This is a genomic window from Paraburkholderia sp. J10-1 (assembly GCF_905220165.1).
Taxonomy (GTDB): Bacteria; Pseudomonadota; Gammaproteobacteria; order Burkholderiales; family Burkholderiaceae; genus Paraburkholderia.
The window spans coordinates 1-12,804 of sequence record NZ_CAJMYW010000029.1 but is presented as its reverse complement, the minus strand read 5'-3'; the positions used below and the strand labels follow the sequence as shown (position 1 = coordinate 12,804).

Here is a 12,804-nt window from a genome sequence, read left to right as displayed (position 1 = left end):
GTCACGTCGCGCTCCGTCTGGCGGCCTCACGCGCCGATTCGGTCTTGTTCGGCGCGACCACGACGACGCTGTCGCCATCTGCAATCGAATCGCTCGGGTTGAGCACAACGCGATCGGTCGGATCGAGCCCGCCACTGATTTCGAGCGTCTGCCCGAGGTCCTGCGCGATTTCCACCGCCTTGAGCTTGACCTTGCCATCCGCATCGACAACCGCAAGACGCGGGCCTTCCGAGCGGAACAGCAGCGTGTTGCCCGGCACCGTGAGCACGCCCTTCGCATCGGTCTGCAAGGCGGCCTGCACATAGGCGCCGGGCAGCAGCCTGCCGTCGTGATTGGGCAGCGAGATTTCGGCCTCCAGCGTGCGCGTGGCGACGTTGATCGCCTGCGCCGTACGCGTAACGGTGCCGTCGAACGTCACACCCGGCAACTCCTGCTCGGTCACGCTCACGTGCTGGCCAACCGCAACCTGATGCGCGTAGGTCTGCGGCACGTCGAGATAGAGACGCAGCGGGTCGGACTGCGCAATCGAAAAGAGCGCATGCCCCGCACCGCCATTGCCCGCATTCACGAGGTCGCCGATATCGACGTTGCGCTGCGTGATGATGCCCGTGATCGGCGCGACGATGCGCTGGAACGACTTCATCTCCGTGAGGCGGCGCACGTTCGCGTCGGCGGCGGCGAGATTCGCCTGGCCGGTGTTGAACGCGCCCTGGCGGTCGTCGAGTTCCTGCTGCGAGACCGCATCGCGCTGACGCAACTGCTGCGCGCGATCGAACGAGGTCTTCGCGAGCGCGAGCGTCGCTGCGGCCTGATCGCGCTGCGCCTGCGCCTGCGAGAGTTCCTGGTCGATCTCGGGCGTGTCGATCTCCGCGAGCAACTGGCCTTGTTGCACATGCGCGCCGATATCGGCGTACCAGCGCCGCACGTAGCCGTTCGCGCGCGAGTAGATCGGCGCTTCGACATAGCCGCGCAGTGTGCCGGGCAGCACGATGCGGCCGTCCGCGCCTGCCGCCACGGGTTGCACGACGCTCACGTACTGCTTCGCGTTCTGCTTCGTGACATCGGCGAGATGGTGCGCATTCATGAGGTTCGAGACGATCGTGCGCGTGGCGCCTGCCGCGAGCAGCAGCGCGACCACGATCACCGCAAAGCGTGCGCGCTTGCCCGCCTGGCCGCGCGCCGGCAGGTCCATGCCCTGCTCGCCGCCGACGGTGATGTCGAGAGATGAATGGTGGTGGGGTTCGTTCATGTCTTCGGCCAATTGTGACTTAACGGGTATCGCCGCGTGCACCACGGCGCTGCGCCTCGCGCTCGCGCTTCGCGGCGGTGCGCTGGGCGAGCCGCGTATGCACGGTCGCAAACATCAGGGGTACGAACAATAGCGTGGAGACCGTAGCGAACAGCAGCCCGCCGATCACCGCGCGTCCGAGCGGCGCGTTCTGCTCCGCGCCCTCGCCGAGGCCGAGCGCCATCGGCACCATGCCGATCATCATCGCGAACGCCGTCATCAGCACCGGGCGTATGCGGGTGGCCCCCGCTTCGAGCGCGGCGGCGAGCGGCGTAGCCCCCGCGGTGAGACGCTGGCGCGCGAACGACACCACGAGAATACTGTTCGCGGTCGCCACGCCCACGGTCATGATCGCACCCGTGAGTGCGGGCACGCTCAGGTGCGTGCCGGTAATGAACAGCATCCAGGCGATGCCCGCGAGCGCGGCGGGCAGCGCGCTGATGATGATGAGCGGATCGGCCCAGGACTGGAAGTTCACGACGATGAGCAGATACACGAGCACCACCGCCATCGCAATGCCCACGCCGAGTCCCACGAATGACGAACGCATCGTGCCGATCTGCCCGCGCATGGTGATGGTCGTGCCGCGCGGCGCGTGCGCCTGCACATGCCGGATGATGTCGTTGATGTTCGCGCCAACGGAGCCGAGGTCGCTGCCCTCCACGCTCACGAGCAGGTCGATCACGGGACGGATGTTGTAGTGCGTGACGATGGCGGGCCCGTTATGCGGCCTGAGCTGCACGAGATTGCTCACCAGCTGCAGCGGCGCATTGGCGTTCGTGCTGTGCGCGGAAACGGGCGTGCCCATCAGTTCGTTCATCGAGGTTTCGCGATACTGCGGCGTTTGCACCGTCAGCGGATATTCCACACCGTTTTGCGGACTCACCCAGAACGCGGGCGAGGTCTGCGTGCTGCCCGAAAGTGCGATCAGCACGTCCTGGGCAACGTTCTGCGGGCTCAGGTTCAGCTGCTGCATGCGCGAGCGGTCCATCGCAAGCGTGAGCGCGGGTTCGTCGTTGCGCTGCTCGATGTGCGCATCCACGGCGCCCGGCAATTGCCGCACCTGCTTGAGCAGCGTGCTCGCCAGCGCCATGTCCTGATTCAGATTCGCACCCACCACCTGCACGTCGATTGCGGCGGGCTGACCGAAGTTCAGAATCTGCGTGATGATGTCCGCGGGCTGAAAGAAGAACTCGACGCCCGGAAACCGTTGCGGCAGCAACGCACGCAACTTGTCGATATACGTGCTGGAGGGATCGTGATCGGGCTTCAGCGCGATCTGGATTTCGCCGTCGAGCGTGCCCATCGTCCCCGCATTGCTGTATGAGAGATTGATGCCGCTATAGGGCAGCCCGAGGTTATCGACGATCGTATCGAGTTGATCGGGCGGCACCACGTCGCGGACCACCTGCTCCACCTGGTCGGCGAGGCGCGCGGTTTCCTCGATGCGAAAGCCCGTTGGCGCGCGCATGTGCAAGCGAATGTTGCCGGCATCGACCGAGGGAAAGAAGTCGCGTCCAAGGAAGAACACAAGGACGAGCGACAGCAGGCAAAACGCGAGGAAGCTGCCGCCGAAAAGCTTGCGGCGCGAGAGCAGCAGGCTCAACAGCGCGATGTAATTGGCGCGCACGCGCTCGAATGCATGATTGAAGCGCCAGTGAATGCGCGAGAAGAACGAGCCTTGCGCGCGCTGCGCATGCGCGCTGGGATCGTGGCCCTCGAACAGCAGCATGGCGAGCGTCGGTACGAGCGTGCGCGAGAGGATGTATGACGCGATCATCGCGAACACCACGGCTTCCGCGAGCGGCACGAACAGGAAGCGCGCCACGCCGGTCAGGAAGAACATCGGCACGAACACGATACAGATGCACAACGTCGAAACGAGCGCGGGCACGGCGATTTCGCCCGCGCCTTCGAGAATGCCGTCGTGCAGTTTCGCGCCCAGATGCAAGTGCCGTTCGATGTTCTCGATCGTGACCGTTGCGTCGTCAACCAGAATGCCGACCGCGAGCGCGAGGCCGCCGAGCGTCATGATGTTGATGGTCTCGCCAAGCGCATAGAGCGCGATGATCGAGGAGAGAATCGACAACGGAATCGACACCGCGATGATGAGCGTGCTGCGCCAGTTGCCAAGAAAGAGCAGGATCATCGCCGCCGTGAGCGCCGCAGCGATGAGCGCTTCGCGCACCACGCCCTGCACGGCTGCGGAAACGAATACGGACTGGTCGAAGAGCGGTTTGACAACAAGGTCGGCGGGCAGCGTGTCGCGCGCCTTGGGCAACAGGTCCTTGAGTACGCCCACCACCTGCAGCGTCGATGCGTCGCCGCTCTTGAGGATCGACAGCAGCACGCCGCGCTGGCCGTCCTGGCGCACGACGTTGGTCTGCGGCGTGAAGCCGTCGCGCACGTGCGCCACGTCGCCGAGATAGGTAGTCGCACCGTTCACCGTCTGCACGGGAATGCGGTTCAGGCCCGCGATCGTATCGGGCGACGCATTGGTGTCCACACGATATTCGGTTTGCCCGAGCTTGGCCGTACCCGTGGGCAAAATGAGGTTCTGCGCGTTGACTGCGTTGACGATATCGGCGGGCGTGAGGCCCTTCGAAATGAGTGCGCGCGTGTCGAGATCCACGGAGATCACGCGCGTCTTGCCGCCATACGGGTAAGGCACCTGCGCGCCGGGAATCGTAATGAGCTGCGGGCGCAGAAAGTTCATCGCGATATCGGCCAGCGCCTGCTCGCTCATTGACTTGCTGGAGAGGCCGAGCTGGATCACCGGAATGCTTGAGGCCGAATAGCTGATGACGAGCGGCGGCGTGGCGCCGGGCGGCATCTGCTTCACCTGCGCCTGCTCCGACGCCACGGCCTGTGCGATCGCCGTTTGCAGGCTCGCGCCCGGCTGCAGGAACAGCTTGATGATGGCGATGCCCGGCAGCGATTGCGACTCGATGTGCTCGATGTTGCTCACCGTGGTCGTGAGACTGCGCTCGTTGACCGAAGTGATGCGGTCGGCCATGTCCTTCGCGGAAAAGCCCGTGTACGACCAGATGATGCTGATGACCGGGATGTTGATGTTCGGCAGCACGTCGGTGGCCATCGACATAAGCACGAACGGCGTGGCCAGCACGATCATGATGGCCATCACGATAAACGTGTACGGTCGCTTCAGCGCGAGATTGACAATCCACATGTCAGTGTTTCGGACAACTCAGGCGAGGGGTTGAGACGAGGACGCATTCATCCAGCGGGTGCCGCATCATAGGCAATGGCGGTGGCAGTTTGCTGGCGCCAATATGGCGAAATTGACAGGCAACGCGCGAGGCGCGCGAAAGCGTACGGGAACGCAGATAGATCGCCGCTGCAGCGTCGCGAAGCGCCTGAAAAGCCGCCCGCGAAACGCCCGGTAACAGCCGCGCGCTTCGCGAGCCGTTCTTTAACTGCTTCAGTTCACTGCTTCAATTCACGAGGCGCAGGCGCTCCAGGTCGTGCGTGTTGTGAGCGCGGCCACGGCCGCTGCGCGCACGCGTACCTCGCGGCCCCGTGTGCGCCTCCATCTCGCGAAGCGGCGGCTCGTCACAGGTGGCGAGCGCGGCCTCCTGTTCGGCAAGAACGAGCGGCACCTTCTCGCGTAAAAACTCGACGAAGGTGCGGATCTTCGCGTCCAGATAGCGGCGCGAAGCGTACAGCGCGTAAATATTGAGCTTTTGCAGCGTGTGCGTGGGCAGCACGCGCACCAGGGTGCCGTCGGCAAGCCCAGGCAGCGCCACCGGCACCGGCAGCGGGCCGATGCCCATGCCTTCGCGTATGGCAAGCGCGAGCGCTTCGGGGTTGTTCACCTGGAACGGCGTCACGCCCGTATGCCGGAAGGTCTCGCCGAGCGGCCCCTCGGAAACCCATTGGCCGGCGGGCAGACTCGCGTCGGTCAGATGCAGGCAGGTATGCGCCTCGAGGTCGTCGAACGATTGCGGCTCGCCGCGCATGCGCAAATACGCCGGCGAAGCACAGAGAATCGCGGCGGTGCTGCCCAGATGCTGGGAGATCAGCGCGGAGTCCTCGAGCTCGGCGGCCACCACGACCGCCACATCGAAGCCCTCCTCGATGATGTCGGGCATTTGCTGCGCGATGGTGAGATCGACCGAGACTTCCGGCAAATGCTGCTGATAACGCGCGATGAGCGGCATCACGTAGTGCTGCCCGAAACTCGTGCCGCCGTACACGCGCAGCTTGCCCGCGGGGTTCGCGTGCGCCGCGGCGGCTTCGGCCTCGGCCTGCTCGATGTCGGCGAGAATGCGCTTGCAGCTTTGAAAGTAGCGCTCGCCCGCTTCGGTCATCGACATGCGCCGCGTGGTCCGGTTAAGGAGCCGCGTGCGCAGCCGCGATTCGAGGTCGGTGACCGCGCGCGAGACCTGCGCGGTCGTCATCGTTTCGCTCGCCGCAGCGCGCGTAAAGCTGCCGGACTCCACCACTCGCACGAAGACCCGCATATTGCGCAGCGTATCCATCAGAAACTCCCGTTCATTCGGCCTGCCTTCCCATCTCCACACGAATGAAACTAGTTTCGCCTACGAGCCGTGGCCAGATCCTGACTCGAACATGACGGCGCGGACAGCTTGGCGCAAAGCCCCGTCCCGCGTATGATCCACGGGCCCCCGATGTACCCGCCACGCTTGCGCGAGAGCCGCAAGGCGTGCGGCCGCCCTGCGTTTTCATGACAAAACGATGACTCTCGAATTCGCCCTGCGCCTTCTCGCGGCGTTCGCCTGCGGCGTCGCCATCGGCCTCGAACGCCAGATTCGCCAACGCACGGCCGGTCTGCGCACCATCACGCTCGTGGCAAGCGGCGCGTGCTTGTTCGTCACGCTCGGCGTGCTGACCGGCAATGGCTCGACCGGCGTCACGCAAATTGCGGCCTATGTGGTTTCTGGCGTGGGCTTTCTGGGCGGTGGCGTCATCATGCGCGAGAAGGGCTCGATTCAGGGCATCAATACTGCGGCGACGCTATGGTGTTCGGCGGCCGTGGGGGTGCTGTGCGGCGCAGGTCATTACGGCCCGGCGGTGGCCGGCACCGTCGTCGTGCTGCTCACGAATACCGTGCTGCGCGAGGTGAGCCGCATCATCAACGCATCGCCCGTTTCGAATGCGGATCTCGTGCGCGCTTATGTGCTTACCGTGGTTTGCCGCGAAGAGGACGAAGTCCATATCCGCACGTTGCTTTCAAATTCTTTGTACTCCACGCCGCTTTCATTTCAAAGCCTCACGAGCGAGGACCTGGCCGGCGATCCGCCGCGCCTGCGCGTGACGGCAACGATGCGCCTGCATCCGAAGTACCAGTCGAAGCTCGAACTCATGGCGAGCCGCCTGAGCATGGAGAAAGGCGTGTCCAGCGTGAGCTGGACGGCTGCGGAACCCGAAATCGCGCCCGAATGACGATTGCGCATGGCATCGGCTCGGATTCCTTACGATTGCATTTCTAATTTATTGCGCTTTTTAAAACTATCCGCGACAGAGTTCAAGAACTGTCAATTCTGGCCGCGTTGCATGGACGCTTATTCGCCCTTGGACTAAGCTGCATTCACCGTGATTCTTTCACGCCAACAAGGGGAGTCTATTCATATGGAACACGGCATCATTGCCTGGCTCATCATCGGCGCAATCGCAGGCTGGCTCGCTGGCGTCCTCGTCAAGGGCGGCGGCTTCGGATTGTTCATCGATATCATCGTCGGCATTGTCGGCGCGTTCATCGGCGGCTGGCTTGCCGGGGTGCTCGGCATTCATATCGGCGCCGGTATCATCAGTTCGATCATCACCGCCATTGTCGGTGCGGTCATTCTGCTCTTCATCATCCGGTTGGTTAGACGAGCGTAGCGAATCCGCGCTATCAATGAAAAACGGGAGCACCGTTGCCGGTGCTCCCGTTTTTATTTTGTGTACTGCTTTTGATCGCTCCCGCGATTATGCGTTCGATGCGAGTCCGCCCGTCGCTTCGGGCAGCATCGAGCCCGTTTGATTGAAGCGCAGATGCATTTCATACGCACGCGCGAGATCGTGCGGTGTCTGGCCGCCGATCTTGAGGGCGTCGCGATAGTAGTCGCGCAGCAGGTCGCGATAGAGCGGATGCGCGCAGCGCTCGATCACGAGGTTTGCACGTTCGCGCGGCGCGAGACCGCGCAGATCGGCCAGACCTTGTTCGGTCACGATCACGTCCACGTCGTGCTCGTTGTGATCGACGTGCGGCACCATCGGCACGATGCTCGAAATGCGGCCGTCCTTTGCAATCGCCTTGGTCGCGAAGATCGCGCACGATGCATTGCGTGCGAAATCGCCCGAGCCGCCAATGCCGTTCATCATGTGCGTGCCGCCCACGTGCGTGGAATTCACGTTGCCATAGATGTCGCATTCGAGCGCGGTGTTCAGCGCGATCAAGCCGAGACGGCGAATGACTTCGGGATGGTTGCTCACTTCCTGCGGACGCAGCACAAGCTTGTCGCGATAGCGGTCGAGTTCGGCAAGCACCTGAGCCTGACGCTGTGCGGAGAGCGTCATCGAGGCGCCTGAGGCGAAGACCATCTTGCCGGAATCGATCAGATCGAAAGTCGAGTCCTGCAATACTTCGGAGTACATCGTAAGCGCTTCGAACGGCGAATCCACAAAGCCCGAGAGCACCGCATTCGCGATCGTGCCAATGCCGGCCTGCAGCGGGGGCAATTGCGCGTTCATGCGGCCATGCTTCACTTCGTGCTGCAGGAATTCGATGAGATGGCCGGCAATGCGCGCGGTTTCTTCATCGGCGGGCAGCACGGTCGAAGGGCTGTCCGACTCGTTCGTGATGACGATGGCGGCGATCTTCTCCGGCGGGATTTCGATGGCGGTCGTACCCACGCGGTCCTGCGGCCGCACGATCGGCAGCGGATCGCGATGCGGGCGCCGGCCGGGAATCCACACGTCGTGCAGGCCTTCGAGCGCGAGCGGCTGCGCGAGGTTGATCTCGACGATCACTTTCTCCGCGAGAATCGCGAAGCTCGCCGAATTGCCGACCGAAGTGGTGGGCACGATCGCACCGGTTTCCGTGATCGCGGCGGCTTCGATGATCGCGAGATCGAGCTTGCCGAGCAGGTTCGCGCGCAGCATCTCGACGGTTTCCGAAAGATGCTGGTCGACGAACATCACTTCGCCGCGGTTGATTGCCTTACGCAGCGTCGAGTCGACCTGGAACGGCAAACGGCGCTCGAGCACACCGGCTTCGGTGAGCATGCGGTCGACGTCGTGGCCGAGCGAGGCGCCCGTCATCAGCGTAATGCGCAGCGGCTCCTTCTCTTCGCGCGCGCGGCGCGCCAGTTCGATCGGCACGGCCTTCGTGTCGCCCGCGCGCGTGAAGCCGCTCGCGCCAACGCGCATGCCATTGCGCACGAGTTGAGCCGCCTCGGCAGCCGAAGTAATTTTCCCGCGCAAGGCGGCACAACGAATACGGTCTTCGTACATCACAGTCTCCACAAACTCTCTGATCGCCTGGTGCCTATTCTCAGGTCTTGCATCGGCGGTCGTGCACTGCGAGTTTCACAAAACACTATTGCAGTGTTTCGCGCAGCCACAATGCGCAAAGCCGCGGCACCCATATGAAGGCGTCGCGGCACAAGATGTCGGCGTGCGCCTGCACATGGCGGGCGTGATCTCGATCTCAGCTACCGAAATAAATATTGCAGAAGCTGACCGGGCCGACGCATTCATCTTTCTTTGCCGGCTTGACGATTTCGCGGTGAGCGGGCGCTTGCGCTACTTGAGGAGCAGCGGACTGCGCGACCTGCTGAGGGACACTCGCTGCCGGTGCTTCGTTCTGTGCATAAGCAGCGGCGGCGGCAAACAGCGAACAGGCAACAACAGCGATCTTCACGGACTTCATTTTACTCTCCAGTGCTAACGGGTACTGCGAAGCAGTGATGTGACTATATGACTCACGGTCGAATTGATTAAGAAGGCGGGGTGGAAGGCATATTTCCAGACTGCAGCAAGATCGCGCGCGCCTGCTTTTTCATTGTGTTTTCAACGATCTGCGCGGCGCACGCGTGCGGCGTGCACGGCGCGCCAGCGGCCCGAGCGGCGCATTGCGGTCGAGCAGCGCGCTGCGGATGAAGTGCAGGTGGCTCAACAGACGCTGCACCGCGTGCCGCCTCTCTCGCTCGTGATGCACCGTCGCGAGCGCTTCCTGGGCGATCCAGGTCGCCGCGCGCACGGCACTGAGCGCGTGGTCGAGCGAGGTTCCGTCCGGGCTCTCGAAAAGATGCGCGATAGCCTCCTGCACGCGCTCCAATGCGGCAGGCCAGCGCGCGTCATGACGGTCGAACCACGCTGCCGCATGCGCCTCGTTGCGCAGATCCACCACGGCATGCCCAACTTCGAGCGTCACGAGCATCCAGCGCAGCGCGCGCCGGTGCGCCTGGCGGCGCCCGTTCAGCAGGAGCCGCAACTGGTGCATCAGATCGTGCGTGCCGGACTGAAAGCGCTGCCCGAGGCCTTTCAGTTCCCCATGGCAGGCCAGCACGACCTGCCCGCGCAACGACACGCACATACGCTCGACGAGCCAGTTCATGTGCGGTGGAAACACCACTGCGAATGCGAGCGAGGCAACCAGCATCGCGGCAACGACGGCGATGCCGTTGTTGATCAGCAGATCCGGCGTGTAGACGATCACGTTGTCGGGACCCGCAAGCAAGCAGAAGAACACCGAGAAGCCGACGCCGTAGCCCGCGATGCGCGAGCGCGTGGCAAGAAGAGCGCCGATGGCGAGCACGGGTACGAGCGTCGCGCAGAGCAACGGAAAGCCATCGACATTGGGATAGACGTAGCAGGTGAAGAGATAGCCCGTCACGGCGGCAAAGACTGCGCCGACCGCCATCTGCACGGCCATGCGCGACGCGTTCGGCGACGACGAGGTGAGCGCACACGTGAGCGCGGCCGCGATCATCGCGAGGCCGCCGCTCGGCCAGTCCGTCTCGACCCAGAACCAGCCCAGCGCCGCGACCACCACGGCCGTGCGCACGAAGGTGAACGCCACCACGTACCAGCTCGTGCGAGGCACGTAGCGCGCGCCGCGCGGCTCCTGCGCAGGACGCGCCTCCATGAGCGATGCCCACGTGCGGCTGTAGCGCACGATCTCGGTCGTGAAGCGATAGATGAGTTCAGCCGAGGTGTCGAAGTCGGGCAGCGCGTCGGGAAGCGTATGTTCGAGCGGCCGCCGCGTCTCGCGCACGTGACGCGGCAGCGTGCGCTGGAAGGCTTCGAGCCCGTCGGCGAGCCGCCGCGCATAGGCGCGATCGCTTTCGTTGCGGCTCGGCCGTTGCGCGAGCAGCGCGGCAAGCTCGCCGAAATATGGCGCGAGCGGTGCGATCGCCGCGTCGCTCCAATGCAGCCTTTTGAGCAACTGGCGCAGCGCGTGCAGCCGCGCGCAGGCGTCCATGAATTCGGAGTTCAGGCGCGAAAGCAGGCCGCTGCGCGCGCGCATGGTCGGATCTTCGAAGAATGAGAAAGCGCGCGTCGCCTCGAAACCGACGACATCGTCGACGAGACTCGCGAATCGCCCTTCGAACGCGCCCCTTTCGAGCCGCCCTGCCAACACCGCCGCGGCGAACGCAGTAAAATTGAGATATCGGGCGCGCAGGGTGCGATCGAGCAGCGAGCCCGACTGCCGGGGCACGATCACTGCGCTGACCATGCCCGAGCAAAGAATGCCAACGGCCACTTCAGCGCCGCGTCCTAACGCGGCGAGAAAGAGACCGTTGGGCTGCATGACTAGCGGGATGCCGATCAGCGCCGCCGTGTAGCCGGCGAGCACGAAACCGTACCAGCGAAAATGGCGATTCCTCATGGCGGCAGCCGTACAGGCAGCCACCCACACCGTCATCCCGAGTATGTAAAGCTCGGGCTGCTGGACGAACACGGCGCCCAGCACGACTGCTGCAATCATTCCCACCGCGGTGCCGACGATGCGATAGAAGCTCTTGGCGAACACCATGCCGGAGAGCGGCTGCATCAGGACGAAGACCGTGGTCATCGCGATTCGCGGCTGCGGCAAATCCAGCAGCATGGAAATGCCCATGGCAAGCAAGCCGGCCGCCACCGTTTTCAGCAGATGAATCCAGATCGCGCCATCGGTGGCCTGCCAGTCGCGCAGCGCCCGTCTGGCGGCGCGCCATATGATTTCCGCGCGCCGACGCGAGTCGAACGCTCGATGTATCGCAGGCTGGCGGCTCATGACAAACGCTCGGGCTGTTTCGAGGACAGGGGCCGATTGTAGGAGCGTCATTGCGCCGCATTAATGGGACGCGCGGGGAACCTCCGTTCCAGATCACTCAACAATGACGCGCCCCGAGAGGCGGACAATATCGTTTCTGCACCGAACAAGAAGGTCAAGAAGGTCTGATGGATACGTTACAAAACATGCGGGTGTTCGTCCGCGTCGTAGAAGCGGGCAGCTTCACGGCAGCGGCTCAGTCGCTGGATTCGACCACCGGCGCAATGTCGCGCGCGGTATCGGAACTCGAAGCGCATTTGCGCACCCGTCTGCTCAATCGCTCAACGCGCCGGCTTGCGCTCACGCCAGCCGGCGAGCGGTATCTGAAGCGCTGCTCGCAGATTCTCGCGGACGTCGATAGTGCAGAAGAAGAAGCGAGCTGCGCGCACGAACGCCCGGCCGGCGCGCTGCGCATGCACAGCTTCGCGAGTATCGGTCAACAGTACGTCCTGCCGGCGATTTCGCGCTATCGCGCACTGCATCCCGAGGTCACCGTCGAACTGACGCTCTCGCAACGCATGCCAGATCTTTTCGAGGGCAGCAGCGATGTGTCGGTGGTCACGGCGTCGTCACTACCGAATTCCGATCTTGTTTCGCACCAGTTGGGCTCGACGTACAGCATTCTGTGCGCATCGCCTGGTTATGTGCATACGCACGGCGCACCGCGCTCACCCGCCGATCTATCGCATCACGACTGTCTGATTCTCAAATCACCGGCGTTTCCAGCGCACGAATGGACGCTTGACGGACCCGAGGGTAGCGTCGAAATGCACGTGGACGGCCCCGTGCAGGTGAATATCGCGGAATCCCTCGCAGTGGCGATACGCGAGGGGATGGGGATTGGGATGCTGCCGGTCTACGCGGCAATCGAAGGACTGCGTAACGGTACGCTCGTGCGCGTGCTGCCGCAGCACAAGCTGCAGAAGACGAACGTCTACGCGCTTTATCCGTCGCGCAAGTTCGTCGACGCGAAAACAAAGACGTGGGTGGAATTCTTGCGCGCGCATCTTCCGCAAGTCATCGAGCGCGACCTGGCGCTGCTCGAGGAGCTGACGCAGGAGCAACTCTCGGATGTCGCAGAGGATGCTGCTTTGGCGAAGGACGCCGCGGTCGCGGCGGCTGTGCAGAAGGCGGCGCAATAAGACTTTGATTGCTAAAGCTGGCTAAAGCAAAAAAGCCGTCCAATGGACGGCTTTTTTCCTGCCTGGCGCCTGGCGTGTCGCGTTCTTTC

9 protein-coding genes are annotated in these 12,804 nt (G+C 63.6%); 3 read left to right on the top strand and 6 right to left on the bottom strand.

Annotated features, from left to right (window positions below):
• Window position 1 precedes the first annotated feature (1 nt).
• From U5A65_RS38535 to U5A65_RS38525, 3 genes are all read right to left on the bottom strand, one after another.
• Entirely contained in the window at window positions 2–1,249 is a 1,248-nt protein-coding gene (locus tag U5A65_RS38535) for an efflux RND transporter periplasmic adaptor subunit (RefSeq protein WP_321949498.1), read from the bottom strand.
• Window positions 1,250–1,268: 19 nt separating this feature from the next.
• Window positions 1,269–4,478 (bottom strand): efflux RND transporter permease subunit, encoded by a 3,210-nt coding sequence (locus U5A65_RS38530; RefSeq protein WP_321916813.1) that lies wholly within the window; start codon window positions 4,476–4,478, stop codon window positions 1,269–1,271.
• Between the two features lie 265 nt (window positions 4,479–4,743).
• Entirely contained in the window at window positions 4,744–5,790 is a 1,047-nt protein-coding gene (locus U5A65_RS38525) for a LysR family transcriptional regulator (protein WP_321935812.1), read from the bottom strand.
• Window positions 5,791–6,007: 217 nt separating this feature from the next.
• Here U5A65_RS38525 and U5A65_RS38520 point away from each other — a divergent pair, with 217 nt between their 5' ends.
• Entirely contained in the window at window positions 6,008–6,715 is a 708-nt protein-coding gene (locus U5A65_RS38520; RefSeq protein ID WP_321916809.1) for an MgtC/SapB family protein, read from the top strand.
• Between the two features lie 186 nt (window positions 6,716–6,901).
• Complete coding sequence (locus U5A65_RS38515; RefSeq protein WP_321916894.1) at window positions 6,902–7,153, top strand: GlsB/YeaQ/YmgE family stress response membrane protein; 252 nt, start codon at window positions 6,902–6,904, stop codon at window positions 7,151–7,153.
• Window positions 7,154–7,240: 87 nt separating this feature from the next.
• Here U5A65_RS38515 and U5A65_RS38510 read toward each other — a convergent pair whose 3' ends face one another.
• From U5A65_RS38510 to U5A65_RS38500, 3 genes are all read right to left on the bottom strand, one after another.
• Window positions 7,241–8,767 (bottom strand): acetyl-CoA hydrolase/transferase family protein, encoded by a 1,527-nt coding sequence (locus U5A65_RS38510; protein ID WP_321949497.1) that lies wholly within the window; start codon window positions 8,765–8,767, stop codon window positions 7,241–7,243.
• A 196-nt stretch (window positions 8,768–8,963) separates the two neighbouring features.
• On the bottom strand, window positions 8,964–9,185 hold the full coding sequence (locus U5A65_RS38505) for a hypothetical protein (RefSeq protein ID WP_158759427.1): 222 nt from the start codon (window positions 9,183–9,185) through the stop codon (window positions 8,964–8,966).
• Window positions 9,186–9,314: 129 nt separating this feature from the next.
• Window positions 9,315–11,534, bottom strand: coding sequence for an FUSC family protein (locus tag U5A65_RS38500; protein ID WP_321949496.1), 2,220 nt, complete (start codon window positions 11,532–11,534; stop codon window positions 9,315–9,317).
• Between the two features lie 167 nt (window positions 11,535–11,701).
• On the opposite strand from U5A65_RS38500, the gene U5A65_RS38495 reads away from it, so the two are divergent.
• The gene (locus U5A65_RS38495) at window positions 11,702–12,715 is read left to right on the top strand and encodes a LysR family transcriptional regulator (RefSeq protein WP_321916803.1); all 1,014 of its coding nucleotides are present in this window, start codon (window positions 11,702–11,704) and stop codon (window positions 12,713–12,715) included.
• Window positions 12,716–12,804: the final 89 nt, after the last annotated feature.